25 protein-coding genes and 2 pseudogenes are annotated in these 24660 nt (G+C 67.5%); 16 read left to right on the plus strand and 11 right to left on the minus strand.

What is annotated here, in order from left to right; translation table 11 throughout:
* Nucleotides 1–239 precede the first annotated feature (239 nt).
* On the minus strand, nt 240–1040 hold the full coding sequence (locus ACWDKQ_RS24735) for an exodeoxyribonuclease III (protein WP_450141139.1): 801 nt from the start codon (nt 1038–1040) through the stop codon (nt 240–242).
* A gap of 676 nt (nt 1041–1716) precedes the next feature.
* Nucleotides 1717–1932 carry a hypothetical protein gene (locus tag ACWDKQ_RS24740; protein WP_450141140.1) on the minus strand — a complete coding sequence of 72 codons (216 nt, stop codon included), beginning with the start codon at nt 1930–1932 and terminating at the stop codon, nt 1717–1719.
* 668 nt (nt 1933–2600) lie between these two features.
* On the opposite strand from ACWDKQ_RS24740, the gene ACWDKQ_RS24745 reads away from it, so the two are divergent.
* From ACWDKQ_RS24745 to ACWDKQ_RS24770, 6 genes are read left to right on the plus strand one after another with little or no spacing between them, the layout of a single operon-like run.
* Entirely contained in the window at nt 2601–3161 is a 561-nt protein-coding gene (locus ACWDKQ_RS24745; RefSeq protein WP_450141141.1) for a DNA polymerase ligase N-terminal domain-containing protein, read from the plus strand.
* A gap of 6 nt (nt 3162–3167) precedes the next feature.
* The gene (gene ligD, locus ACWDKQ_RS24750) at nt 3168–4082 is read left to right on the plus strand and encodes a non-homologous end-joining DNA ligase (protein ID WP_450141142.1); all 915 of its coding nucleotides are present in this window, start codon (nt 3168–3170) and stop codon (nt 4080–4082) included.
* A gap of 5 nt (nt 4083–4087) precedes the next feature.
* Nucleotides 4088–4399, plus strand: a complete 312-nt coding sequence (locus ACWDKQ_RS24755; RefSeq protein WP_450141143.1) for a hypothetical protein — start codon at nt 4088–4090, stop codon at nt 4397–4399.
* A gap of 30 nt (nt 4400–4429) precedes the next feature.
* The gene (locus ACWDKQ_RS24760) at nt 4430–4921 is read left to right on the plus strand and encodes a 2Fe-2S iron-sulfur cluster-binding protein (protein ID WP_450141144.1); all 492 of its coding nucleotides are present in this window, start codon (nt 4430–4432) and stop codon (nt 4919–4921) included.
* Nucleotides 4918–5904: an FAD binding domain-containing protein gene (locus ACWDKQ_RS24765; RefSeq protein ID WP_450141145.1), complete on the plus strand. Its 987-nt coding sequence runs from the start codon at nt 4918–4920 to the stop codon at nt 5902–5904. The genes ACWDKQ_RS24760 and ACWDKQ_RS24765 overlap by 4 nt, the downstream gene beginning before the upstream one ends.
* On the plus strand, nt 5901–7988 hold the full coding sequence (locus ACWDKQ_RS24770) for a xanthine dehydrogenase family protein molybdopterin-binding subunit (protein WP_450141146.1): 2088 nt from the start codon (nt 5901–5903) through the stop codon (nt 7986–7988). The genes ACWDKQ_RS24765 and ACWDKQ_RS24770 overlap by 4 nt, the downstream gene beginning before the upstream one ends.
* A 347-nt stretch (nt 7989–8335) precedes the next feature.
* On the opposite strand, the gene ACWDKQ_RS24775 is transcribed toward ACWDKQ_RS24770, so the two are convergent.
* Nucleotides 8336–8965, minus strand: coding sequence for a response regulator transcription factor (locus ACWDKQ_RS24775; RefSeq protein ID WP_450141147.1), 630 nt, complete (start codon nt 8963–8965; stop codon nt 8336–8338).
* A 495-nt stretch (nt 8966–9460) separates the two neighbouring features.
* On the opposite strand from ACWDKQ_RS24775, the gene ACWDKQ_RS24780 reads away from it, so the two are divergent.
* Nucleotides 9461–9667 carry a hypothetical protein gene (locus ACWDKQ_RS24780; protein ID WP_450141148.1) on the plus strand — a complete coding sequence of 69 codons (207 nt, stop codon included), beginning with the start codon at nt 9461–9463 and terminating at the stop codon, nt 9665–9667.
* A gap of 227 nt (nt 9668–9894) precedes the next feature.
* Nucleotides 9895–10140: a winged helix-turn-helix domain-containing protein gene (locus tag ACWDKQ_RS24785; protein WP_450141149.1), complete on the plus strand. Its 246-nt coding sequence runs from the start codon at nt 9895–9897 to the stop codon at nt 10138–10140.
* Between the two features lie 376 nt (nt 10141–10516).
* Here the strand turns inward: ACWDKQ_RS24785 and ACWDKQ_RS24790 are convergent, their stop codons facing one another.
* Nucleotides 10517–10780, minus strand: coding sequence for a hypothetical protein (locus tag ACWDKQ_RS24790; RefSeq protein WP_450141150.1), 264 nt, complete (start codon nt 10778–10780; stop codon nt 10517–10519).
* Nucleotides 10781–11356: 576 nt separating this feature from the next.
* On the opposite strand from ACWDKQ_RS24790, the gene ACWDKQ_RS24795 reads away from it, so the two are divergent.
* Genes ACWDKQ_RS24795 through zwf form a run of 3 tightly spaced genes read left to right on the plus strand, consistent with a single transcriptional unit; the run spans nt 11357 to nt 14719 of the window.
* The gene (locus ACWDKQ_RS24795) at nt 11357–12211 is read left to right on the plus strand and encodes a hypothetical protein (RefSeq protein WP_450141151.1); all 855 of its coding nucleotides are present in this window, start codon (nt 11357–11359) and stop codon (nt 12209–12211) included.
* Between the two features lie 31 nt (nt 12212–12242).
* A complete protein-coding gene (gene gnd / locus ACWDKQ_RS24800; protein ID WP_450141152.1) occupies nt 12243–13277 on the plus strand; it encodes a phosphogluconate dehydrogenase (NAD(+)-dependent, decarboxylating) in 1035 nt (344 codons plus the stop codon).
* A gap of 23 nt (nt 13278–13300) precedes the next feature.
* Complete coding sequence (gene zwf, locus ACWDKQ_RS24805) at nt 13301–14719, plus strand: glucose-6-phosphate dehydrogenase (RefSeq protein WP_450141163.1); 1419 nt, start codon at nt 13301–13303, stop codon at nt 14717–14719.
* A 75-nt stretch (nt 14720–14794) separates the two neighbouring features.
* Here zwf and ACWDKQ_RS24810 read toward each other — a convergent pair whose 3' ends face one another.
* From ACWDKQ_RS24810 to ACWDKQ_RS24835, 6 genes and pseudogenes are all read right to left on the minus strand, one after another.
* Nucleotides 14795–15388, minus strand: coding sequence for an aminotransferase class III-fold pyridoxal phosphate-dependent enzyme (locus ACWDKQ_RS24810; protein ID WP_450141153.1), 594 nt, complete (start codon nt 15386–15388; stop codon nt 14795–14797).
* Nucleotides 15389–15479: 91 nt separating this feature from the next.
* Nucleotides 15480–15545, minus strand: a pseudogene (locus ACWDKQ_RS24815) (aminotransferase class III-fold pyridoxal phosphate-dependent enzyme); the annotation flags it as partial.
* Nucleotides 15546–15948: 403 nt separating this feature from the next.
* Complete coding sequence (locus tag ACWDKQ_RS24820) at nt 15949–16794, minus strand: MurR/RpiR family transcriptional regulator (protein ID WP_450141154.1); 846 nt, start codon at nt 16792–16794, stop codon at nt 15949–15951.
* Nucleotides 16791–17687, minus strand: coding sequence for a 5-oxoprolinase subunit C family protein (locus ACWDKQ_RS24825; RefSeq protein WP_450141155.1), 897 nt, complete (start codon nt 17685–17687; stop codon nt 16791–16793). Before ACWDKQ_RS24825 ends, ACWDKQ_RS24820 begins: the two co-directional genes overlap by 4 nt.
* On the minus strand, nt 17687–18313 hold the full coding sequence (locus ACWDKQ_RS24830; RefSeq protein ID WP_450141156.1) for a 5-oxoprolinase subunit B family protein: 627 nt from the start codon (nt 18311–18313) through the stop codon (nt 17687–17689). Before ACWDKQ_RS24830 ends, ACWDKQ_RS24825 begins: the two co-directional genes overlap by 1 nt.
* Entirely contained in the window at nt 18306–19109 is an 804-nt protein-coding gene (locus ACWDKQ_RS24835) for a LamB/YcsF family protein (RefSeq protein WP_450141157.1), read from the minus strand. The genes ACWDKQ_RS24830 and ACWDKQ_RS24835 overlap by 8 nt, the downstream gene beginning before the upstream one ends.
* A gap of 499 nt (nt 19110–19608) precedes the next feature.
* On the opposite strand from ACWDKQ_RS24835, the gene ACWDKQ_RS24840 reads away from it, so the two are divergent.
* From ACWDKQ_RS24840 to ACWDKQ_RS24860, 5 genes are all read left to right on the plus strand, one after another.
* Entirely contained in the window at nt 19609–20421 is an 813-nt protein-coding gene (locus ACWDKQ_RS24840) for a glutamate racemase (protein ID WP_450141158.1), read from the plus strand.
* A complete protein-coding gene (locus ACWDKQ_RS24845; RefSeq protein ID WP_450141159.1) occupies nt 20414–21634 on the plus strand; it encodes an aminotransferase class I/II-fold pyridoxal phosphate-dependent enzyme in 1221 nt (406 codons plus the stop codon). The genes ACWDKQ_RS24840 and ACWDKQ_RS24845 overlap by 8 nt, the downstream gene beginning before the upstream one ends.
* Before the next feature lie 166 nt (nt 21635–21800).
* The gene (locus tag ACWDKQ_RS24850) at nt 21801–23114 is read left to right on the plus strand and encodes an MFS transporter (protein ID WP_450141160.1); all 1314 of its coding nucleotides are present in this window, start codon (nt 21801–21803) and stop codon (nt 23112–23114) included.
* Between the two features lies 1 nt (nt 23115).
* Entirely contained in the window at nt 23116–24330 is a 1215-nt protein-coding gene (locus tag ACWDKQ_RS24855; RefSeq protein ID WP_450141161.1) for an amidohydrolase family protein, read from the plus strand.
* 13 nt (nt 24331–24343) lie between these two features.
* Entirely contained in the window at nt 24344–24550 is a 207-nt protein-coding gene (locus ACWDKQ_RS24860) for a nitrilase-related carbon-nitrogen hydrolase (protein ID WP_450141162.1), read from the plus strand.
* Here the strand turns inward: ACWDKQ_RS24860 and ACWDKQ_RS24865 are convergent.
* Nucleotides 24547–24660, minus strand: a pseudogene (locus tag ACWDKQ_RS24865) (IS5/IS1182 family transposase); the annotation flags it as partial. The gene ACWDKQ_RS24860 and the pseudogene ACWDKQ_RS24865 sit on opposite strands and share 4 nt — an antisense overlap.

Here is a 24660-nt window from a genome sequence, read left to right on the forward strand (position 1 = left end):
ACGAGCCGAAGCCGAAGCCGAAGCCGAAGCCGAAGCCGAAGCCGAAGCCGAAGCCGAAGCCGAAGCCGAAGCCGAAGCCGAAGCCGAAGCCGAAGCCGAAGCCGTCGTCGGGCGTCGGCCTCCAGCGCGTAGCCGGTGACGGCGGATTCGGCGTCGAGCTGCCCCGCTGAGCGGGCCGTTGGAGAGCTCGTGCCCAGGCTTGTGCGGACCGGACGATCGAGGAATCGCGCTTGGGGCGATCACGACAGTTCGAGGTCGACGACCACCGGGGCGTGGTCGGAGGTGCCCTTGCCCTTGCGTGCTTCGCGGTCCACGTAGGAATCAATGACCGCATTGGCGAACTGCTCGTTGCCGTAGACCAGGTCGATGCGCATTCCCTGGTTGTTCGGGAAGCGCAGCGCCCGGTAGTCCCAGTAGGTGAACGGGATGTCGTACTTCAGCGCCCGCGGGTAGACCTCGGCGAGGCCGGTTTCCGCAAGCGCGGCAAGCGCTTTGCGCTCGTCATCCGTGACGTGGGTGCTGTCGGCGAAGGCGGCGATGTCCCAGACGTCGGCGTCGGTCGGGGCGATGTTGAAGTCGCCGAGCACGGCGAACGGCCGGGCGGTGGCCATCTCCTCGATGGCGGTGGCGCGCAGCGCGTCGAGCCACCGCAGTTTGTAGGCGAAGTGCGGGTGGCCGACTTCGCGGCCGTTGGGAACGTACACGGACCAGACCCGGACGCCGCCACAGGTCGCGCCGATCGCCCGGGGCTCCTGGGTCTCGAACATCGCGCCGTCGGCCTGGAAGCCCGGCTCGTCGAGCAGACCGTGGCGCACCTCGTCGATGCCGACCCGGGACAGCACGGCCACGCCGTTCCAGCGGCCGGTGCCGTGCGCGGCGACCTCGTAGCCGAGCTCGCTGACCTCGTCGATTGGGAAGGCGTTAGCGGCGCACTTGAGCTCCTGCACGCACAGCACGTCCGGCTCAGCCGTGCCCAGCCAGTCGAGCAGCTTGGGCAACCGAGCGCCGACGGAGTTGACGTTCCAGGAAGCGATCCGCATAACCGAACCCTGTCACATCACCCCGTCGCCCGGGTGAGGGGCACCCATCGTGCGCGCAGCCAGATCGGGGTTGCAGCGAACGGACTGTTCACCGCTTCTATCGAGGCGAGCTGTCCGTTCGCTCCACCCAGCGCAACGCGAGCGCCGCCTCGTGCGGTCAGCGGGGAAGCCATTGTGGTCGGCTGGCGCCGCTGGGGAGCAGGACGTGGCGGTAGGCTCCCGGGGTTTCCGTCATGCGGACGTGGTCCGTGACACCCTGGCAGTGGCCGAGCGGGGGGCTTCGCGGTGAACGTCTTCGGGGCCAGGTAGGCGTGTTCTTCGCCGGTGCCAGCGATGGCGCGGACGTAGTCGCAGTCGAAGAGACCCATGCTCGGGATCCACAGGGCGTCCCGGCTCGGGAGATGTGCACGCGTTAGCTGCCGCCCTCGGTGGCGCGGCGGATGAGCGCCTCACCGATGCCGAGTGGGAGCAGCCACGACACGATGTAGTCATTGACCACCAGGATCGGCGGGAGGGCGGGGATCAGCACGGAACCTCGGGTACGGGTCCACTGTGGGTGATCGGGGTCCCGGTGTTGGCCGTGATGTAGGTGGTGCCGTGCTCGAATTCCTCGGGGCGCCACAGGTTGAGCACGTCCGTGCCGTGCAGCGCCAGTGCACGCCGGGCGCTGAACCCGTCAGCGGAACATGGTTTGCTCGCCCGCGTACTGATAACGCCACACGCCGTCAGCGCGGCGGTCTTGCCGGTCGTAACGGGCACACGGCGCCTCGCCGTCGCGGGGCGCCGGGAAGGTGAACTGCCCGATCGGTGAGTCCGCCTCCGGGGCGGGGATGATGAACGAGCGGCCGTCTTCGGGGCCGCCGATCAGCTCGGCGTGCACGTGCTGCTGCATGGTTGGTCTCCCTGAGGCCGGCCGCACCGCCTGTCGGTTTCTCGCCCCATGGGACCAAAATCAGCTGCACCTGGTTCCAGATTTCACCCAATCGTCTCAACGCGACCACCCCAATTCACGCGAGGCGGCACCAAGCCGGCCGCCGTGCGCCGCGTGGTCATTTCGGCAGGCCGAGGACGCGTTCGGCGATGATGTTGCGCTGGATCTGGTGGTCCCGCGGGCGATCCGGCGTCCGCGGCTCTCTGGGACGGCGCGTTGTGCCCTATCCGGAAGTCCATGTCCGCGATTTGCTCGGCGCCGTCGACCGCCATCGCGTCGAACGGCTGGTGCACAGCCCCGCGGGCAGTCCATCGGCTACTTCGACCGGCCCACCATGGTCGCGGCGCCGCTGGCGAACCTGGTCGCCGAGGCCGGCAACGTGCTGTCCGGACTCCGTTGACGGCACACCCGTCACCGAACGACCCGTGAGCGCGCCCCGGGGCTTTCCGAGCCCGTTCCGGGTAGCGCGGTGAGTGCGGTGGTCGGTCTCGGGGTTCGAAGTGACCGGACTATTCGCGTCGGTAGGCGGCACGAACGGTGTTCGCCTCACCCGCCTCCTGCTGGCTTGCCCGCTGCCTGATCGACCGGGTGCCGGTTAAACCCGGCCGTGCGCCGGGTACGTCGAGGGCATGTCTGGGAAGAAGCTGTACACCTACCACCGCAAACGCGATCTCGACCGCTCTGGGGAACCTTCCGGCGGCGAGGCGGGCGACGAGCCCCGGATCGTGGTGCAGAAGCACGACGCGTCGAGCCTGTACTACGACTTCCGGCTGGAGGTAGAGGGCGTGCTCAAGTCGTGGGCGGTGCCCAAGGGGCCGTCGCTGGACCCGCGCGAGAAGCGGCTGGCCACCCCGGCCGAGGACCACCCGCTCGACGTGGAGTTCGAGGGCGAGATCCCGGAGGGCTACGGCACGGGCACGGTCGTCGTCTGGGACACGGCGACGTACAGCAACGACACCGAGCGGGGCGGCGAGCCGGTCGAGGTGGCAGACGGGCGTTCCGCCGGGCACGTCGAGGTCTGGCTGGAGGGCGAGGAGCTGCGCGAAGCTTTCGCCATGTCCCGCACCGACTTCCGCGGTCGCGAGCAGTGGTTGCTGGTGAAGGTGGACGACGAAGGCACCGACCGGCGGCGCAACCCGGTGAGCACGCAGCCCGTGCTGACCCGTCAGACCAACGACGAGTTGCGGTGATCGCTCGTGGCCACGCAGCTCGAGGTCGAGGGGCGGCGGATCGGGTTGTCCAACCCGGAGAAGGTCCTCTACCCCGATGACGGCTACCGGAAGCAGGACGTGGTCGAGTACTTCCGGTCGGTGTCGGCGGTGATGGTCGCGCACACGCGCGACAAACCGCTGACGCTGCGCCGCTTTCCGGACGGCATCGGATCCGGCGGGTTCTTCCAGAAGGAGGCGTCGAATCACTTCCCGGAATGGGTGCGCGTGGCCTCCGTACCGCAGCGAGGCGGCCAGGGCGTGGTGCATCACGCCGTCGTCGACGACGCGGCGACGCTGCTGTACCTGGCAAACCTGGCGTGCCTGGAGTTCCACGTCGGCATGTCCACGGTGGATGATCTGGACCGGCCGATCCTCGCGGTGCTGGACCTAGACCCGCCGGAGCCAGCGGACCTGGCCGAACTCCGCGACGTGGTGCGATTGGTGTGCGAGCGGTTCCGGGGAGCCGGGCTGTCGCCGCACGTACAGGCAACCGGCGGCAAGGGATTCCACGTCGCCGCCCCGCTGCGCGGCGAACGAGGATTCGACGAGGTCCGGGCGGCCATCCGGGAGCTCGCCGAGGCAATGGCGCGCGGTGAGCCGGACCGGCTCACCGTCGAGCAGCGCAAGGACAAGCGTGGCGACCGGATATTCCTGGACACCAACCGCAACGCCTACGGCCAGACGATGATCGCGCCCTACTCGCTGCGCGCCCGCGCGGGAGCCCCCGCCGCGACCCCGCTCGACCTCGACGAGCTCGGCCGCGTGACGCCACAGTCCTACGGCCTGGCGAACATGGCGCGGCGGCTGGCGCAGAAGGACGACCCCTGGGCAGGCCTGGATGCGCGATCCGGGAGCGACTTTCCGCATCCCGGCAATCAGGGTCAACCGGAAGGGCGGTGACGAGCATGTCGGAGCCGCAGCGCGGAGATGAGGAGCACGAACCGACAACGTTGCAGGGCGCGGAGAGCCTCGACGCGGACCAACTCGGCAGCGACCCGGTGGAACGGGGAGTCGAGCTGCCCGAGCACTGGTCCGCGGAGACCCGCAGCCGCCCGACCCCTCGGGCGGAACGGGAGGGCGAGTCGCTCGACGAACACCTGGCCGAGGAGGTGCCCGACGAACGGGCATCGACGACCTCGACGAGACCACCGACGAGTGGGCTGCGGGCGAGGAAGAGCTCTGAAGCGGCGTGCGTGACGCGGCAGCCTCCCGGGTAAGCCTGGTAACAGGTTGGAGGGGAGGGCACCGTGGAAGCCGAAATCACCCTCGTCGTGGACGGGATCGAGCACCGCCTCACCGTCGACACGCGGACGACCGTGCTCGACGCCCTGCGGGAGCGGTTGGGGATCACGAGCCCGAAGAAGGGCTGCGACCACGGCCAGTGTGGCGCGTGCACCCTGCTGCTGGGGGACCGGAGGGTCAACAGCTGCCTGATGCTGGCGGTCGCCTTCGACGGCGCGGAGTTGCGCACCGCGGACGGCCTGGCCGGCGCGGGTCTGCACCCTGTGCAGCGTGCGTTCATCGAGCACGACGCGCTCCAATGTGGATATTGCACGCCCGGCCAGGTGGTGTCGGCCGTCGGCGTGCTGTGCGAGATGCGCGACGGTGAGCCGAGCGCGGTCACCGCGGACGGTGCCGGGCTTGACGACGAGATTCGCGAGCGGATGAGCGGTAACCTCTGCCGCTGCGGCGCGTACGCCAACATCGTCCCCGCCATCGCGGAGGTAGCGCAGCGATGAAGCCGTTCCGCTACCACCTCGCCCCCGACGTCGGTACCGCGGTGAGCACCCTCGCCGCAACGCCCAACGCGGTGTTCCTGGCGGGCGGCACGAACTTGGTCGATCTGATGAAGCTGGAGGTCGAGCAGCCGGACGTGGTGGTCGACGTCCGGCAGCTGACCTCCGACCGGGTCGAGCAGCACCCCGAGTTCGTGCGCATCGGCGCTGCGGTCACCAACAGCACCCTGGCGGCCGATCCGGTGATCCGCGAGCGCTTCCCGATGTTGTCGCAGGCGGTGCTGGCGGGCGCCTCCGGCCAGCTGCGCAACCTCGCGACGGCTGGCGGAAACCTGTTGCAGCGCACCAGATGCGCGTACTTCCAGGACGTCACGACGCCCTGCAACAAGCGGGATCCTGGGACGGGCTGCTCGGCGCGTGACGGCTTCCACCGCGAGCACGCGATCCTCGGCGTCTCCGACTCGTGCGCCGCCACGCACCCGTCCGACATGGCGGTGGCGATGGTCGCGCTCGATGCGGTGGTCAACACTGAGGGGCCGCACGGGCAGCGGGCGATTCCGCTGGTCGGGCTGCATCGGCTGCCCGGGGACGAGCCTGAGCGGGACACGGTCCTGGACCACGGTGAGCTGATCACCTCGATCGACATCCCGTCGCTGGACTTCGCGGCGAACTCCCAGTACCGCAAGGCGCGCGACCGCGCTTCCTACGCGTTCGCGCTGGTATCGGTGGCCGCTGCGCTGGAAGTCGTAGACGGCGAGGTGCACGACGTTCGGCTGGCGTTGGGAGGTGTCGCGCACAAGCCGTGGCGGGCGACGCGGGCCGAGGCCGTGCTGCGCGGCGCCGCCGCGACGGAGGAGAAGTTCCGCGAGGCAGCCGCTGCGGAGCTTGCCGACTCCAGCCCGCTTCCCGGCAACGACTTCAAGATCCCGTTGGCGCACAACATGATCCTCGGAATCCTCGCCGAGCTCCTGGAGGTACGGCGATGACAGTCACGACCCCCTTGATCGGCGCGCCGATCGACCGCATCGACGGCGACGAGAAGGTCCGGGGCGCAGCTCTGTACGCCGCCGAGCACCCGGTCCACCAGCCGGTGTACGTTTTCCCGCTGCAGTCCCAAATCGCGCTTGGCCGCATCACCGGCATCGACACCACGGAGGCGATGGCCGAACAGGGCGTGGTGGACGTGCTGACCCACGAGAACGCGCCGCGGCTAGCCTCGGCGCAGGACGCCGAGCTGGCGATCCTGCAGTCGCCCGAGGTGGCTTTCCGCGGGCAGTTCATCGGCGGCGTGCTGGCCGAGACCACGGAAGCCGCCCGGTGCGCGGCGAGCCTGGTGCGGCCGAGTTACGAACCGCGTGAGCACGACGTCTCATTCCACGCAGCCCGAGCCGACCTGGTTAAACCTGACGAGGTCAACGGCGGCTTCCAGACCGACACCACCGATGGTGACGTGGACGGCGCCCTCGCCTCGGCGGCAGTGGTCGTCGACGCCACCTACACCACGCCGCAGGAGCACAACAACCCGCTGGAGCCGCACGCCACCATCGCGATCTGGACCGACAATGAGCTCACCCTCTACGACTCCACGCAGGGTGTGCACTGGGTGCGCGACTCCATCGCGGCACTGTTCGGCATGGACCCGCAACGGATCCACGTGGTTTGCCCGCACACCGGCGGCGGCTTCGGTTCGAAGGGGCTGCCGCACGCGCACGTGGTTCTGGCCGCGATGGCCGCGCAACTCGTCGCTCCGCGCCCGGCGAAGCTCGTGCTGACCCGGCAGCAGATGTTCTCGGTGGTCGGCTACCGCACCGGCACCATCCAGCGGATCCGCATGGGCAGCGATGCCTCCGGCCGGCTGACCGCGATCAGCCACGACGTGGTCGAGCAGACCTCCCGGATCAAGGAGTTCGCCGAGCAGACCGCCGTGCCAACCCGCGTCATGTACGCCGCGCCGAACCGCCGCACCACGCACCGGCTCGTCGAACTCGACGTCCCGGTGCCCTCGTGGATGCGCGCGCCCGGCGAAGCCCCGGGCATGTTCGGCCTGGAGGTCGCGATGGACGAGATGGCGATCGCCTGCGGCCTGGACCCAGTAGAGTTCCGCATCCGCAACGACCCGGAGACCGACCCCGAGACGGGGCGGCCGTTCTCCAGCCGGAACCTGGTCGCCTGCCTGCGCGAGGGCGCCCAGCGGTTCGGTTGGGCGGAGCGTGACCCGGCGCCGCGCGCGCACCGCGACGGGCCCTGGCTGGTCGGCACCGGGGTGGCCGCCTCGACGTATCCGGTGTTCAGCATGCCGGGCTCGCGGGCCACCATCCAGGCCAGACCGGACGGCCGGTACCGGGTCCTCATCGGGGCCGCCGACATCGGCACCGGGGCGTGGACCGCGCTCACCCAGATAGCGGCGGACGCGCTGGGCGTCGATATGTCCGAGGTAGTGCTGAGCATCGGCGACACCGATCTGCCGTACGCCTCCGGTGCTGGCGGTTCGACCGGGATCCTGTGCTGGGGCTCGGCGATCGTGGACGCGGCCCGCCGACTGCGCGCGGAGCTGCCCAACAGCAGCCCGATCCCCGATGAGGGCGTCGAGGTCACCGGGGCGATCCCGGACAACCCGTACGCCGGGCAGATGTCTATGCACAGCTTCGGCGCGCAGTTCGCCGAGGTCCGGGTGCATACCAGCACCGGGGAGGTGCGGGTGCCGCGCTTGCTGGGGATCTTCGCGGTCGGCCGGATGATCAACGCCAAGACCGGGCGGTCGCAGCTGATCGGCGGGATGACCATGGGGCTGTCCATGGCGCTGCACGAGCACAGCGCCGTAGACCCCCGGTTCGGCCACGTGGTCAACCACGACTTCGCCGGATACCACATACCGGCCAACGCCGACATCGGCAGCATCGAGGCGGACTGGATCGACGAGCACGACCCGTACGTGAATCCGTTGGGTGCAAAGGGGATCGGCGAGGTCGGCATCGTGGGCACGGCGGCGGCGATAGCCAATGCGGCCCACCACGCAACCGGAATGCGGGTCCGGGACCTGCCCGTCACCCTGGACAGGTTCCTGGCCTGACGCCATTGTAGCGGCTGTTTCCAGGCTCGTCCCGAGTAACCCGGGATGCGCTGTCTACAAAGGCCCGCACAGTTCCCAGGTCCAGAGTGCGCCACCGCAGTCGCCCCCGGCCCGCTTCATAGCGCGGGCATCGCCGCGAGCGCACCCGGCACCGGTCGTCGATCCCGACGTCGCAGCCGCACAGCGGCGACCAGCACCTGCTCGACCTCAGCTCAGAAACCTGGACCCAGCAACGACGTGCCCCTCTACCTGGTCAACTCGACCCACACATCAATACCAAGAGCCGCTTTGGACATCCGCTTCGTGGTTCGGGACGGGCCGATTGCGGCGAATCGGGCGGTGCGTGTTCAGATGAGCCCCGAGCGAATCGCGAAGGAAACGGCGTGTGCGCGGTTGCGCAGCCCGTAACGCGCCATGACCTGGTAGAGGATGTTCTTGATGGTGCGTTCGGAATAGGCCAGTTTCTGTGCGATCTCTTTGAGGTCGAAGCCCTCGGCGATCAGCTGGAGAACGTCGACCTCACGGCTGGTGAGTCCGTACGTGGTCAGGTCGCGGGGGGCGAGGATGTCGCGTTGGACGCGCTGGAGTTCGTCCAAAAGCGTGCCTTGCAATGATGGAGGGAGGACTCCGCCGCCGTTGCTGACTGCGTGGATGGCGTGGAGGAAGGAACTGGGGGAGAAGCGGGCGCGCCAGAGTATGGCGCGGACGCCGTACTGCACGGCGGTGGAGATGTAGGGCCGCCAGTCGCCGTCCACGATGAGCACAACGCGCTTGGCCGCTCCGGAGGACAAACTGCGCAAAATGTCCATTGTGTGCGAGCCGGTGGTTTCCTGGACTATAACGACGACGTCGGCGTCGGCCGTTTCGGTCAGCGAGAATCGCTGGTCCTGGTTTATGCAGCTGGCCAGGCTGACACGGGTGAGGTCGTCCGTGGTTTGGAGGGCCACGCGGACTGTCGCCACGGCCGCGTCGTGCACGATGAATACCTCCTTCTGGCGGTATGAGCCAGCAGTTGATTAGGCGCGGTTGTGAATTTTCGCGCGCAAAGACAGGGTGTCCGCCGCCCGCAGCGTGTGCGCGGCGCAATCGCCGGGTTCGCTGTGCCGATCGGCGGTCCGGTTGGTCCCGGGCCCGGCAAGCCATGTAACCGCCGCGCTTCGGTTGCCGAAACGAGACCCCCGCTGATCCACTATGCCGCCCGGCATCCACACGTCCATGAGCACTCGCGTTCATGGCCGTTGCTTTGGTCGAGTTGGGCGATCGACCCTTGCGACCGCCTGCATAGTCGAGTCTTTGTCAGAAATGACGATGAAGTCAAGGGGGGTGGGCAGCGGACACGCGAAGTTGGCGCTGCGGCAACCCGCACCGTCGCTGTGCGTCGCCAGAGCGACGGTTCACCAGATGATCTGCGCTATCTATGCCCATCATGGCGAGTTGCGGAAGCGGCGTCCGATAGAAGAGGTGCCGCCGTCATGCGGCGCCGGTTGCCAGCGGCTGCCCCGGTTGAAAGCGTCGGCATCATCAGCGAGAAGACCGACCCCCGTGCCCCCTCTCGCGCCTTCCCCCTGCACAAACGCGGCGAAGGGAAGCTGCACACCCAGGCGCTGATCGCGCTGGCAGGCCTGATCGACGGCCGCACATTCCAGATCACACCACCAATCCAGGCCCAAGGGGCTTGACACGATCATTGAAACTCCCGAGGAAGACACCCGTCAGGCTCAGCTGACGGAGCTGTGTCTCCCGATACGTATACAGCTCGGACCAGTCCCATGTCAGGCATGTCCCAAGATGCAAGATCGCGCGCGAGCGATGCGCGCTGGTGCATTTGTGCTGCTCCCGAACTGATCAGCTTACACCAGGCAGACGACCCAATTCGCCGACGCCACGGCCGACGAAGTCTGCACGGATGGCATCTGCACGGATAGCGCGGCAGCGCAAGCTGCGACACGCGGTAGCCGAACACAGCCCAGCGGCGTTCGGGCTGACCGGCCTGGTGGTGGGCCCCCAAGACGGTGGCCCAGCTGATCCAGGTGCGGCACGGCATCGTGTTGAGGCGACCACGGTCGGCAAGTACCTGCGCTCGTGGGGGTTGTCGCCGCAGAAGCCCATCCGCAGGGCCTACGAGCAGTACCCCGAGTCCAGGTGCCGATGACGCCGACCTCGTCCTCACCGTCGCCTGTTCGCTGGAGCGTGATGACCGGAGATTGCTTATTGAGGCCGGCGTCCGGATCCGCCCGAAGCAGCGACCTGAACTCACCCATCGACGACCGCTGCTACGCCACCCACTGCATCCGCGCGGAAGCCGCCGCCGACATCGTCTTGGTCCGCTAATTAGGGCCTCTCCGTCGTACCGGATTCGATCAAGCTTGCTCGCAGCACCCTTCGTACGATTCGCGGCAACTTGGTCTGGGCATTCGGCTACGACGTCGCCGCCCCTCCGCTTGCGGCGCTCGTCCTGCTCAATCCGCTCATCGCCGCAGCCGCGATGGGGCGAGTGGCCTTGACTCCGCCCTTTTACGCAAGTTGGGTCAGTCGCGGATTCCGTCGATGTAGACCAGGACGTGGCGCGGGCCGCGGAAGATCTGGTTGTGGCTGTACGGCGGTGGGTCCTCGAGGAGTCGCGGGTTTCGGCGGACGAACTCGCCGACCGCGGACTGAACCTCCAGTCTTGAGTCGGGGCGTTCGAGGTCAACCTCATCGGGGTTGGTGAACCGTTGCGGGTCGCGGTTCGCCGCGCCGTAGACCAGGAAGATCGGCGCCGCCGCCAGCCCGGAGCCCTCCAGCCATTCCACGTCGTGGCCCGACCCCAGCGCGGCCAGTACAACGTCGGCCTCGACGGTGGTGTCGTCGGAGAGCTGAGCACGCTGTACGTGTCATGGCATCGGTTCAAGTCCAGAACGACCCGCATGGACCCGACTCCTTCCGTCCGCGCTTCCCACCCCGCAGCGGCCGTAGACCGGTCAACCAGGTGACCCCGACCCCGCCCGTCCGAGGCCGCACGGGTGACCGCCAATGTAGAATCGGCGCCCGCGGCGATTCGCTCCGGCCGGAACGCGGTTCACTACCACGATTGATGGTTTCGCAATTGATTAAAAGGGGCGAAAGCCACAACCCGCCGGGTGATTTGAACATATAGCTGAAAAGTTGAGCGTGGGTGCTGGCAGACCTACGCTCGTTCGAGAGAGGGCCCACGCTCGGCCAAGCATCCAAGCATCCAAGCATCTGGCCTGCCAAGGCGGTTCATTCCGAACCGGTGACCCTGACCCGCCTCATCGCTTGGTTGTGGCTTCGCTCTTGCATTTCTTGGCCAGGCTCGTCGGCGCAGTGCGAGCGTATACCTCCATCGCAAGCACGCAGGGGGCGTAGCGATGACCGACCTGGACCAGTGGCTGGCGGCGAGATTCAACCGCGAAGACTTCATGCTTTTCGACTTCGCCGTGTACGCGCTCGCCGGGGACGACTGCATGATGGAGGGCATCTCCTCCGAGGCGGCTTCGCTGTCTGGGCACTTGCAGCTGTCCGACCTGTGCTGGATTTACGACTCCAACCGAGTCACCATCGAGAGCCACACCGACATCACCTTCACCGAAGACGTCGCCGCTCGCTTTCTGGCCTACGGCTGGAACGTGGCCACCATCGCCGATGCCAACGGCCTCGATCAGATCAGCCGAGCTTTCCGCACCTTCCAGGCCGGGGCCGGGCGTCCCACACTGGTTCTGGTACACGGTCACATCGGCTATGGTTCGCCGGTCGAGGACTCACCGAAAGCACACGGAGCGCCGTTCGGGCCGGAGGGGGTCAGAGCTACCAAGCGCGTCCTCGGAATCCCGCTGGATGACGACTTCCACATTCCGGATAGCCTGCCCGACTGGTTCGCCCGGGGCATCGGTGCGCGGGGCGCCGAGTTGTGCACCGGCTGGGAGAAGACGTCCAACATCTTCCCACAAGCCGAGGCGCTCGCCTTCGGCAAGGCCGAGCAGGAAATCCGGCCTGAGGTCACCCCACCCGAGGTCGTTCCGCACCGGGTGACGGAAGGAAACCGCCCCACCAATGTGCTGCTCGGCGAGGTTCTGACACCTCATCTGCTCGGCTTCGACCAGTGGGGGTGGAGCTCGGCAAGGTGCTCGCGGCACGGATCATCCCCGAACTCATCTCCGACGCCGAACCGGAACTCGCCCACGACTCGTCGACCAACGCCCTCATCCGCCGTTACCGGGCCCTGAAACGCTAGGGCACGTACCCAGGAGAGCAGCCATGGCAACCGACAGCCCCACGCAGCTCGGCATGATCGGACTCGGCCGGATGGGCGCGAACCTCGCGCGCCGGCTGCTGCGCGCCGACCACCGCTGCGTGGTTTATGACCTCAACGAAAACGCGGTAAAGGAGCTGGAAGACGAGGGCGCTGTGGCCGCCGGATCGCTCGGCGACCTGGTGGCGAAGCTGGAGCGGCCACGGGCGGTCTGGCTCATGCTGCCGGCCGCCGTCGTACAGTCCACCCTCGACCAGCTGACCGAGCTCCTCGACCCGGACGACACAGTCATCGACGGCGGCAACTCCTACTACCGCGACGACATCATCCGGGCAGCGCAGCTTGGTCCTCGCCGCATTCATTACCTGGATTGCGGTACCTCGGGTGGTGTCTGGGGACTGGAACGCGGCTACTGCCTCATGATCGGCGGCGAGACCGAACCCGTCGCCCGACTGGACCCCATCTTCCGGACCATCGCGCCCGGCTCCGACGCTGCCGAGCCGACACCGAGCAGGCGGGCTAAGGGGACAGCGCCGGAGGGCTATCTGCACTGCGGTCCGAGTGGAGCCGGGCACTTCGTGAAGATGGTCCACAATGGGGTCGAGTACGGGATGATGGGAGCGATCGCCGAGGGTCTCAGCATCATCGAGCACGCGGACGCCGGACGTCGCAAGCAGACCGCCGACGCCGAGACCGCCCCGCTGCGCGAGCCGGAGTTCTACCGGTACGAGATCGATGTCGGCCAAGTAGCCGAAGTATGGCGCCGCGGCTCGGTCGTGGGCTCCTGGCTCGTCGACCTGACCGCTGACGCACTTGCCCGGTCACCGAAGCTGGAGGAATTCACCGGACGCGTCTCGGACTCCGGCGAAGGGCGATGGACCGTATTGGCGGCGGTCGATGAAGGCGTACCTGCCGCAGTGATCACCACGGCGCTCACCGAGAGGTTTCAATCCCGAGGCTTAAGCGAGTTCGCCGACAAGCTCCTGTCCGCCATGCGCAGCGAGTTCGGCGGACACGCCGAGAAAAGGAGTCGATCGTGACACGCCCGGACGACCATGTGATCGTGCTCTTCGGCGCCACCGGCGACCTCGCCAAGCGCAAACTGCTGCCCGGACTGTTCCACCTAGCCTGGGCAGGTCTCCTGCCGGACGGCTACCGCATCGTGGGCTCGGGTCGGGCTCACTCCGCGATGAACGACGACGCGTTCCGCAAACACGCGCACGATGCGGTCGCCACTTTCGGACGCTGCGAGCCGTCCGGGCCGGTGTGGGAATCCTTCGCGGACTCGCTGTCGTTCGCCGCATCCGACCCATCGGATGCCGGCCCGCTGCTCGCTGCCGTGCGGGCAGCAGAGGACTCCCTCGGCGGGCAGCCACGCAGACTCTTCCACCTGGCCGTGCCGCCCGCCGCGTTCGGATCCATCATCGGAATGCTCGGTGACACAGGCCTGGCGGAGAATTCAAAAGTGATCGTGGAGAAACCCTTCGGCACGGATTTCGCTTCGGCACGAGTGCTCAACGAGACGATCCACGCGGTCTTCGACGAATCGCGGATCTTCCGAATTGATCATTTCCTCGGCAAGGAGTCGGTGGACAACATCCTCGCCCTCCGCTTCGCCAACGGCATGTTCGAACCCATCTGGAACCGGGACCACATCAGCCATGTACAGATCGACGTGCCCGAGACGCTTGGACTCGAGGGCCGCGCTCATTTCTACGAAGGCACCGGGGCCTTCCGGGACATGATCGTCACACATCTGATCCAAGTGCTGGGCATCGTGGCGATGGAACCGCCTGTCTCGCTCGCTGCCCAGCCGCTGCGCGACGAGAAAGCCAAGGTCTTCGAAGCGTTGCGCCCCATCGAAACCGGGCACGTCGTACGCGGCCAGTACGAAGGCTACCGCGATGAACCGGGAGTCGCCCCCGATTCGCAGACCGAGACGTTCACCGCGCTGCGGCTGGAGGTGGACAACTGGCGCTGGTCCGGTGTGCCGTTTTACCTGCGCTCCGGCAAGAAACTCGCACAGCACCACGAGGTCATCACTCTCGGCCTGCGCGAGCCGCCCCTAAGGATGTTCCCCACCGATCTCCCCCAGCAGGAGAATTACCAAGGCAACAAGATTGTGATCGACTTCGGGGACCCCGGATGGATCGCCGCCTGCTTCCTGGCGAAAGAGCCCGGCCCCACGATGCGACTCGCCCCAGAAGCGATGACCTTCCGCTACGCTGACTCCTTCTGCCAGGAACACGGGCTCGAAGGCTACGAGCGATTGATTCTGGACGCCATGCTGGGCGACCAGTCGCTGTTCACCCGGTCGGATGGCATCGAGCGCATCTGGGAAGCATCGACTCCGTTGCTCGAGAAACCACCGCCGTTACAGTTGTACGCCCCCGGCTCGTGGGGTCCCGAACCGGCCGTCAGCGAACTGATCGCACCACACCAATGGCATCTCAAAAACGCCGGCGACACCGTGCGGAAATAGCGTCGTTGCTCGCGGAGCGTCGGGGCAGCACCCCGGCCTGACCACCAAAGTCACCGACATGCGCAACCCCGCCTATCACTCTGACAGTAGTTCGTGTTCAGGCGTCAGCGGCTCGGTGATCTGTGACCGGTACCGGCGGCGGAGATATCCGGCGGCCAGCCCTTTCAGGCCTTGTGACAGCAGGTCGTCGAGGCCTTCCACCAGCATGTCGACGTGCTGCGGACCGATGGTCAGCGGCAGTTCCAGCCGCACGGCGTTGCGGTTGTAGTCGGTGAAGGCCACGAGAATGCCGCACTCCGAGAGCAGCTGAATGCCGGCGAGCATGGCCACGCTGCCGCGCAGCGGCCGGTCCAGCACCCCCGCCACACGGCTGGTCAGGCCCCGCAGGAAGCCGCTGAGGTCGGCGAACTCGACGGCGGCCCTCAGCCCGCTGCCCCGGACGTCGCGGATCAGCTTCGGGTGGCGGCGGTGCAGCCAGCGCAACCCGCTGAGCAGGTGCTCGCCCTGCTCAGCGGCGTTGGTCAGCAGGTTCTCGTCGGGCAGGACGTGCAGCGTTTCGATCGCTGTGCAGCAGGCTTCTCCCATGCCGCTGAAGGTCGCCGGCCCGTGCATGAGCGCGTCGCGAGCACCGCCGTATGCGCGGTCGTGGATCTCGTAGTCTGCGAGCACGGCCGAGATCGCTGTCTTGCCGCCGCCGAGAGCCCTTGGCCAGCGTAACGATGTCGGGAGTGACTCCCGCGTGCTCGAAGGCGAAGAACCGGCCTGTTCTGCCGACACCGCACTGCACTTCGTCGGCAATCCACAACACCCCGTAGCGATCGCACATCCGCCGTACCTGCTCCAGATAGCCCCGGTGGAGGCAGTACGACTCCGGCGCCGCCCTGCACGGTTTCCAGGATCAGCACGCCGACGCCGCGGTCGCGGCGTAGCAGGTCCTCAAGCGTTGCGGCGTCGCCGAAGGGAACGGCCTGGCGGCGCGGCAGGGGCGTGCAACGGTGATCAGGTAGTAGTTCCGCCGACTCTGCTCGTGCAGTATCTTCTTCACAACAAGGCCATTCCTCTTGTGCTTCGTTGGAGTCGCAAACCCAAGCAGGATAAGGTCTTTGCCTTATCTGAGGCCGGATCTACCCACCCGACACGCTTGATGAAGGACTAGGTTCCGGCCGGTGCCGGTGCCGGTGCCGGTGCCGGTGCGTCGGGCGTGACGACGGCTTGCACGGCTTCGCCGATCAAAGTTTTCCCTTGGTGTGGAAGGACTTCGACAGTGACCTTTCAAATGAGGGCTCCTGCCGGCTGCGGGCTTGCGCCAGGCGCACGATTATCGAGTTGAGCAGTGCGGTGGCGGAGACCGTGGAGTTGAAGAAGCTCAAGCTGTCGTGGCGCACCATCAGGGGGTGCAGGAGCGGGTCGATCGGCAGCGGTGCCAGTGCGCTGTCGGTGACGACGACGCAGGAGGCGCCGACGGACACGGCCCGGTTGGCGACCTGGATCGTGCGGTCGTCGTAGACGGGGAAGGTGAACGCTAGGACGGCGTCGCCGGGCTCGATCATTTCGAGGTCGTCGACCAACGTGCCGCCGATGTCGCCGAGCAGGCGTACCGAGGGGCGCACCTTCCTCAGGTGGAAGTAGGCCTGGTAGGCGAGGCTGAACGAGGTGCGGAACCCGCAGACGAAGACGTTGGTGGCATCCCCGAGCGCGGTGATCGCGCGCGTCAGCGTGGAGAGGTCGATCTCGTCGATGGACTGCTGCAGCGCATCCAGGTCGTTGCGCAACGACTCCAGCGCGACGTCCTGGGTGTCGCGCTCCGTGTGCTCGTCGGATGGCGTTGGTGCGCCGCGAAGTTCTTCCCGGATCGCGCCCTGCATCTGCGGGAAGCCGTCGTAGCCGATCTTGATCGCGAACCGGACCACGGTCGACTCGCTGACGCCCAGTTTCTCGGCGATTCGCATCGCGGTCAGGGAACCCGCTTCAGCTGCGTGGGAGATGCAGTAGCGCGCGATCTTGCGCTGGCTCTTGCTCAGCTGGTCGTAGCGAACTCTGACCCGCTCCGGAAGCGAGTCCGCCCCGTTGTTCACCTGAACCCCCTACTGGCTCGTCCGGTCAGGTCGGCACGTGGTCGGGCCGCGCGCATCGTCACCATTGTTCCGGGAGCGGCTTGGGCCATCCGCCCGAGATCGGGCTCCGACACTACACCGATCACCGGATACCCCCCGGTGGGCGGATAGTTGGCGAGAAAAACGAGCGGCTGCCCGGATGGCGGCACCTGGATCGAGCCAGGATGGACGCCTTCCGTCGGCAGCTGGTCGTGGCGGCTCTGGTCGAGGCGCGGGCCGGTCAAGCGCGCGGCGATGCGGTTGACTTCGGTGCTGACCAGCCAGGTCGCCGTGACGAAGGTGCGACGCGCCTCGTCGGTGAACCAGTCGTCCCGCGGCCCCCAGTGGATTTCCAGGTCGAGCCGTGCGCTGGAGGAGGAGTTTTCGACGAAGACGTCACTTGGCGTGCCCGGCGTGCCGCGGCAGGATCCGATTGGGAGAACGTCGCCGAGCCTCAGCGGGGGAGGTCCCAGGCCGGACAGCGAGTCCGTCGACCGGCTCGACAGCACCGGTGGCACGGCGATGGCCCCGGCGACCGCCAGGTAGGTCCACAGGCCGTAGGCGGGCTGTCCGGTGGTGAGGACGTCGCCGGCTCGGGCGTAGGTCCAGGTATTCCGCGGTACGGGCATCGTGCCGAGATAGGCGGGCACCGGTGCGCCGGCGAGGCTGAAGCCGACCGGTTCGGTAAACCGGACCGCGAGCCCGCCCAGTAGGAACTCGATCGCAGCCGCGTCCGGCCGGTTTCCGACCAGGCGGTTGGCCTGGGCCAGGGCCAGCGGGTCCATCGCTCCGGCGCGGGGCACGCCGAGGTGGCCGCAGCCGGCTCGGCCGCCGTCCTGGACGGTCGCCTGTGGGCCGGGGGTGAGCACTTCCATCAACGAACCTCGTAGAAGACCACGCGATCGCCGACGTCGACGGAGTTCGGCGGTTGGGCCCGCGCGTCCCACAGGGGCGGGCCCGCCCGTGTGCCGATCAGGTTCCATCCGCCGGGAGAATCCAGGGGGTAGATCACCGTGAACTCGTTGGCGATCGCGACGCTGCCCGAAGGCACTTTCACGCGTGGGCTCGTCCTGCGGGGGACGTGCAGGACGTCGGGGAGCGCCGCGAAGAACGCCTGCCCGGGGGCGAACCCGAAGAAGGCGACTCGGTACTCGGTGCCGGAGTGGTGCTCCACGACCTCGCGCATCGACAAGCCAGTGTGCTCGGCGACGGCGGCGAGGTCGGGCCCGTCGTATCGGACTGGGACGACCACCGTCTTGCCGTCGCGCTCGCCCGGATCGGGCAGCTTCGCTGCGCCGATGGCCTGGGCGATCCGGCGCAGCGCTGTAATGTCACCTAGCAGGAAAACCGTCCGCGCGGCGGGGATGACCTCGGTCAGGCCTGGCGCGCACGGGTGGTCGCGCACCCACGCGGCCAGCCGGTGCGGGTCGGATCGCGGCGGCAGCTCGACCAGGAGGCCGCGGTCACCGACGCGTTGCACCGAGGTGACGGCCTCATCCACCGACGGCCACCTCCCCGGACAACGAGCGCAACGCCACTCCGGCTTCCTCCAGCGCTTCGCGGGCGGCTGCTGCCAGTGCCGACGCGCCGGGTGAGTCGGAGTGCACGCACACCGAGGCGACCGGCATGTCGAGCACCGCCCCGTCGATCGCGGTGACGGTGCGCTCGGTGGCGAACTGCACCGCGCGGCTTGCGGCGACCCTGGGGTCGATGATCACAGCACCTGGTTCACCGCGCGGGACGAGCAGACCCTCGGCCGTGTAGGCGCGGTCAAGGTAGCCTTCGGCGACCGTGCTCAGGCCCGTGTCCTGGACGGCGCGCCAGAACGCGGTGCCGGGCTGGCAGAGCACGGGAAGGTCCGGGTCGAAGTCCCGCACCGCGTCGATGATCGCCCGCGCATACGATTCGTGCTGCACGGCGGCGTGGTAGAGCGCGCCGTGGACCTTCACGAACGTGATCGGCGCCTGCTCCGCGGAAGCGAATGCCGAGAGCGCGCCCAACTGGTAGAGCACGTCGTTGCTCAAGGTCGCGCGGGGCACTTGGATAAACCGGCGCCCGAAACCGATCACGTCCCGGAAACCCACTTGCGCGCCGATGGCGACGGACCGCTGGCGCGCGGTCCGGCAGGTGCGCCGCATGATGTCCGGATCGCTCGCGTGGAACCCGCAGGCCAGGTTGGCGTCGGTCACCAGGCCTAGCAGCACTTCGTCGTCGGCGATGACCCATGCGCCATAGCCCTCTCCGATGTCGGTGTTCAACGAGAGGGCCGCTGTCGCGGTGGGGTGCGGTTGCGCCATCGTGTCTCCAATCCCTGCCACCCGCATCCGGTCCGGGCTCTCGTTCGACGTGCAAGGGGACCGGTCCGCCAGGCGGCTCCGGGGCGTCTGCCGTTAGCTCGCCCGATGCCCGGAGCTTGCATCATTTTTTAATATGACGCAAGGTGGCACGTTGTCAAAATTGCTGCGCCGGGCGTGAATCAAGGGATCGATCTTTTACTTGACCGAAACAGGCAGCCTGCTGCGATCTGCGAAAGTCGAAACACAAGACGCTCTTGCGTCATCGGGGTGCGTGGTGCAGGATCGGTCGGCATCTGGAGCGCTTCCGCCGAACACGGGATCAATCCGTCGATACCGGGTTTCCACCACGTCGACCGCGGCGCTTGGCACCGATCCAAGGCCTGCGAGCGGACGAAGTTGAGGAGCGAAAGATGCGCAACGCCTCGAATCCCGTCACCACAGCAGTCGTCGCGGTCGGCGCTCGCATCCTGCGCGCCGCACCAGAACCGGCAGCGACGTCGTGAACCCGGAGGCGGGCGGTTCGGTCGGCATCTTCGACGCGGGGATCGGTGGCCTGCCGTTGGCTGCGATGCTGCGGCGCCGTGCTCCGCAGCACCGGCTGGTGTACCTGGGTGACGCCGCGCGCCGCCCATACGGTCCCCGCCCAGGCGCCGAGGTCGCACGTTTTCTCGGTCAGGCGGAGCGCTTCTTCGTGCGAGCGGGCTGTGATGCGTGGGTCATCGCGTGCAACACCGCTAGCGTGGTCGCAGCAGAAGCCGACGTGGGCGCAATTCCTTTCATCGACATGGTCTCCGCGGTCCGCGAAGCGGTCCGAACGGTACCGGAGGGCCCGGTGGGAGTGCTAGCCACCGCGGGCACCGTTGCCAGTGGAGCGCTACCGCGGGCACTTCCCGAACGGGAGGTGTTCCAAGTGGCCACGGAGGAGATCTTGCGGTTGGCCGAGGAAGGCGGCGGCGATGACCCGGTCAGGCTGCAGTGCCTCGCCCGGCGGGCAATGGAGCAGATCATCGCGGCGGGCTGCACGTCGGCCGTTCTGGCCTGCACCGATTTCACCTGCATCCTCGATACGATGCGCGCCGCGGCACCCGGCTTCGCACTCATCGACCCCGTGGAAAGCGCCGCTGAACTGACCCTCGGCCTGCTCCAGAAGCCGGAGAGCCCCCGAACCGGCCAGGGAGACCTCTTCTGCCTCACCGGGCCACACCCGACCGACGGCGTCGCGTTCGCGCGGGACGCGTTCGGACTCACCCTGCCCCCAGTGCGCACCGTAACCATCGACGACGAACTGATTGGAGTGCACCACCATGAGTGAGATCTACCAGCCGACGAGCCGATTGCTGCGACTGGACGTGCCGGAACGAGCAGCGACGGAGGGCGCGTCGCTGCGCGAACTGGAACGCGAACTGGAGCGAACCCCAGCCGGGCCGGATTTCCTCGACATCACCTACGCCGACACCCACCGCTTCCCTCCAGACTCGTGGGTTCTGGACGAGTTCGTCAAAGCCGCCTCGGGCGCGGGGATGACCTACACCCCGTACCGGGGTGACGCAGGAGTCCGCCGAGCCGTGGCCGAACACGTCAGCGCCTTCCTCGGTGAACAGCTCGACCCCGACGGCGAGATCATCCTGACCCCGGGAACCCAAGCGGGTCTCTACACTGCGCTCTCGGCGATCATCGAGCCGGGCGACACCGTGGTGCTGCCCGACCCCGACTACATCACCAGCGAACGATCCGCGCGCTACCTCGGCGCGGACGTCCACCCCGTGCCGCTGCTGTGGCCGGAGGGGGAATCCCCCGGCCTCGACCTGGACGCGCTCGCGGCCGGGTTGCGGCAGGAACCGAAGTTGGTGATGCTCTCGCACCCCAACAACCCGACGGGCGCGGTGTTCGATCCTTCGCACGTGGCGGAGATCGCCGCGCTCGTCGCTGACAGCAGCGCGCTACTGCTCGTCGACCAGCTCTACAGCCGGCTGGTGTACGACGGCAAACCCTTCGCGCACATGATCTCCGAATCCGGCATGCGTTCCAGGACCATCACCACGCTCGGCCCGAGCAAGACCGAGAGCCTCAGCGGCTACCGCATCGGCATGGCTGTGGCACCGCCGGAGATCATCGACCGGATGGAAGACGTCATGAGCGTCGCCGCCCTGCGCTGCCCGGCCTACGCGCAGCACGTCCTGACCCGCTGGCTCGACGACGACACCGACTACGTCGCCAAGCGCATCGGCGAATACCAGTCCCTGCGCGACGTCAGCGTGGCGGCACTCAGCGAGATCCCCGGCGTGGACGTCCGGCCCGCCGGCGGCTCGGCGTACCTGTTCCCCGGCTTCCCCGGAATCGACGCTACCGACCAGGAAGTGGCCATCGCGCTCAAGCGCGATGCCGGCCTCGTGGTGAATCCCGGCTACCAGTTCGGCCCCCGCGGCCGCAAGCACTTCCGCATCTGCTTTGCCCAGCACGAGCAGGCCTGGGACGCAGCACTGAAGCGCATGGCCGATGTGCTGCACGGCTTCCCCCGCGCCTAGCAACTAAACGCCGAGTTCCACGCTCGCGGTCGCACCAAGCCGGCGAAGCGAAACACTCCCGGCGAGCGGGGTTCGGACTCGGACCCCTGCCGTGCAACCACCAAGCGCGCCCGCGGAGCAGCGCGGCTTCACGGTCGATATCCGCCACCCACCCAGAGGAATCGAGATGGCAACGACCCAGGAACTCGGAACATCCGAAGTGGACAAGAAGACCCTCCGCCGAGTCACCGTGGCCGGCTCGGTAGGAGTTTTCGTCGAATTCTACGACTACGGCGTCTATGGCTTTCTGGCCAGCACGATCGCAACCGTGTTCTTCCCCAAGCAGGACGGCACCGCCGCGCTGCTGCTGACGTTCAGTATCTTCGGGCTCACGTTTTTCGTGCGGCCGGTCGGCGGTGTCATCTGTGGCTACCTCGGCGACCGGATCGGCAGGCAGCGCACGCTGGTCCTGGTGCTGATGCTGATCAGCGGATCGACGGTGGCCATCGGTCTGCTGCCCACCTATGCGGCCATCGGCGTCGCCGCCCCGATACTGCTGCTGGTGCTGCGGCTGGCGCAGGGATTCTCCGCGGGCGGCGAGAGCGCTGGCGCGATGTCGTTCGTCGCGGAGTACGCTCCGGAGGGCCGCCGCGGCATGCTCACCAGTCTGTCGCAGCTCGGGTCCTACGCCTCGCTCCTTCTCGGCGCCGTCGTCACCACCGTGCTCACCGAAACCCTCGGCACCGACGCGATGACCGAGTGGGGCTGGCGAATCCCGTTCCTGCTCGCCGTGCCGATGGCCGTGATCGGCTTCTACATTCGCAGCAAGCTCGACGAAACGCCGAAATTCCAACAGCTGCGCAAGGATTCCGCCCCGGCGCGCAACCCGCTGAAGGAGACGCTGGCCTCGGCCGAGCACCGCAAGGCCGTGCTGCTGGCCATCACGATCCCGATCCTCAACGGCACCGGCTACTACGTCCTGTTCAGCTACATGCCCACCTACCTGAACAAGACCCTGCACTTCTCCGTGGTCCAGGGACTGCTGATCACCGTGTGCACCCTGATCGCGATCATCGCCGCGATCCCGGTCGCCGGGCGGCTGTCGGACCGGATCGGCCGAAAACGCACCATCGCCGGGTCGGCGTTTTCCCTCGTGGTCCTCGGCTACCCGTGCTACTGGCTGCTCACGCAAGGTTCGGTCGCGCTGGCCATCGTCGGAGGCGTGATCATGGCGGTGCTGTTCGCCGGGCACACCGGCGTGATCCATATCGTGCTTGTGGAGTTGTTCCCCACCCGGCTGCGCTACACCGCCTACGCGCTCGGCTACAACATCTCGACCGCGGCCTTCGGAGGTTCCGCGCCGTTCCTGATGACCTATCTCATCTCGGCCACCGCGGACAGCGCGATGCCCGCTTACTACATGGTGCTCACCGCTGCGGTGACCGCCCTGGCGGTGCTCGCCATCCCGGAAACCGCGCACAGCCCGCTGAAGGAGAGCTGATATGTCCGTTGATCGGCTGATCAAGGTCGCCCGGGTGTTCGACGGTGAGCGCCTCACCGTAACGAACGGCGATGTGGTTGTCGCGCTCGACGGAACGAAGATCGCCGAGGTCGGACCCGCGGCGGAACTGCAGGCGCGCTGGCGGGGCATCGCGCTCGACCACTACCCGACCGGCACCCTAACCCCGGGGTTGATCGACTCGCATGTCCACCTGACGATGCCGGGGGACGGCACCGCCTACGAACCCGCGGTGAACCGCGAGGTGAGGGCCCGATTCGCCGTCGCCGCGCAGAACCTGCGCACGCACATCGCCGCCGGGGTGACCACCGTGCGCGACCTCGGCTCGCACCCGGATTTCCTGGGCTGGTTGCCGGCCGACCCGAGCGAGCTGCCACGTCTGCTGCGCTACGGCATGCCGGTGACCGGAGTACGCGGGCACATGCACCTCTTCGGCGGTGGAGCCGCCGACGCCGCGCAGGCCCAGAAGGTCGCGCGCCGCAACATCGAACTCGGCGCTGACGGCATCAAGATCGCAGCAACCGGCGGCGGTACCCTGAACACCGTCCCGCACCAGGAAACCCTCACCAAGGAGCAGATCGGTGCCGCGGTGTCGGTCGCGCACGAGCACGGGCTGCTGTCCACCACGCATGCCCTGTCGAACGAAGGCATCCGAAGGGCCGTCCTCGCCGGCAGCGACGGCATCGAACACATCGCGTTCCTCGCCCAGGACGGCTCCAGCAGGTTCGACGAGCGCCTCGCCGAACTGGCCATCGCACACGGCACGACATTCGGATCCACGCTGGGCTGCAACTTCCACTACATCCGCGACGCGGAGGCAGGCCGGATCTCCGCCGACGAGCTCAACGAACAGCGCCAACGAACCTCGTACTACGTCAGCAACGCCGGACGGCTGCGGACGATGGGCGCGCGCATAGCACCGGCTTCCGACGCCGGGTGGAAGCACACGGCATTCGGTGACTTCGCCAGCGAACTGCACCTGCTCGTGCTCGCCGGTTACCAGCCCGCCGAGGTGCTGCGCATGACCACCAGCGGCAACGCCGAGTACCTGCGCCTGGCCGACGAGATCGGCTTCGTGCGCGAAGGACACATCGCCGACCTGGCCGTGTTCGACGGCGACCCCACCCACGACATCCAGGCCATCCGCGCGGTCCAGGCGACCTACCGCGCCGGCCGCCGCGTCATCCAATTGAAGTAGGGAAGTTGTTCCGGTGAAAGAAAAAGTTGTCGTTGCGGCCGTGCAGATGGACGTATTCTCCCTCGACGCGAGCAAGAACCTGGAAAGGATGGAAACCGCGATCGAGTCGGCCAGGCTGGCGCAGGACGTGGATCTGGTCGTCTTTCCCGAGCTGGCGAACATCGGGTACATCAAAGGCCGCGACAAGCAGTTCGGCGGGCAGTATATTAAGAGTTCCTAACAAAGAATTTTGATGTGTCGGTAGCAGATTATGCAGGTGGCCAGGCCGAGGAACGCCTCGTGGATGTCGTCGCGGCGCTCCCAGCGGATCCGCAGGCGTCGCATGCCGTG

The sequence above is a fragment of the Saccharopolyspora sp. NPDC000995 genome (assembly GCF_053599315.1).

What these genes read in the sequence shown, in the direction of transcription:
- ACWDKQ_RS24845 (WP_450141159.1), top strand. Translation starts at nt 20,414, where the DNA reads ATGAGTGAGATCTACCAGCCGACGAGCCGATTGCTGCGACTGGACGTG.
- ACWDKQ_RS24795 (WP_450141151.1), top strand. Translation starts at nt 11,357, where the DNA reads ATGACCGACCTGGACCAGTGGCTGGCGGCGAGATTCAACCGCGAAGAC.
- ACWDKQ_RS24855 (WP_450141161.1), top strand. Translation starts at nt 23,116, where the DNA reads ATGTCCGTTGATCGGCTGATCAAGGTCGCCCGGGTGTTCGACGGTGAG.
- ACWDKQ_RS24835 (WP_450141157.1), bottom strand. Translation starts at nt 19,109, where the DNA reads ATGGCGCAACCGCACCCCACCGCGACAGCGGCCCTCTCGTTGAACACC.
- ACWDKQ_RS24740 (WP_450141140.1), bottom strand. Translation starts at nt 1,932, where the DNA reads ATGCAGCAGCACGTGCACGCCGAGCTGATCGGCGGCCCCGAAGACGGC.
- ACWDKQ_RS24755 (WP_450141143.1), top strand. Translation starts at nt 4,088, where the DNA reads ATGTCGGAGCCGCAGCGCGGAGATGAGGAGCACGAACCGACAACGTTG.
- ACWDKQ_RS24785 (WP_450141149.1), top strand. Translation starts at nt 9,895, where the DNA reads ATGGCATCTGCACGGATAGCGCGGCAGCGCAAGCTGCGACACGCGGTA.
- ACWDKQ_RS24765 (WP_450141145.1), top strand. Translation starts at nt 4,918, where the DNA reads ATGAAGCCGTTCCGCTACCACCTCGCCCCCGACGTCGGTACCGCGGTG.
- ACWDKQ_RS24735 (WP_450141139.1), bottom strand. Translation starts at nt 1,040, where the DNA reads ATGCGGATCGCTTCCTGGAACGTCAACTCCGTCGGCGCTCGGTTGCCC.
- ACWDKQ_RS24780 (WP_450141148.1), top strand. Translation starts at nt 9,461, where the DNA reads ATGCGGCGCCGGTTGCCAGCGGCTGCCCCGGTTGAAAGCGTCGGCATC.
- ACWDKQ_RS24770 (WP_450141146.1), top strand. Translation starts at nt 5,901, where the DNA reads ATGACAGTCACGACCCCCTTGATCGGCGCGCCGATCGACCGCATCGAC.
- gnd (WP_450141152.1), top strand. Translation starts at nt 12,243, where the DNA reads ATGGCAACCGACAGCCCCACGCAGCTCGGCATGATCGGACTCGGCCGG.
- ACWDKQ_RS24825 (WP_450141155.1), bottom strand. Translation starts at nt 17,687, where the DNA reads ATGGAAGTGCTCACCCCCGGCCCACAGGCGACCGTCCAGGACGGCGGC.
- ACWDKQ_RS24745 (WP_450141141.1), top strand. Translation starts at nt 2,601, where the DNA reads ATGTCTGGGAAGAAGCTGTACACCTACCACCGCAAACGCGATCTCGAC.
- ACWDKQ_RS24850 (WP_450141160.1), top strand. Translation starts at nt 21,801, where the DNA reads ATGGCAACGACCCAGGAACTCGGAACATCCGAAGTGGACAAGAAGACC.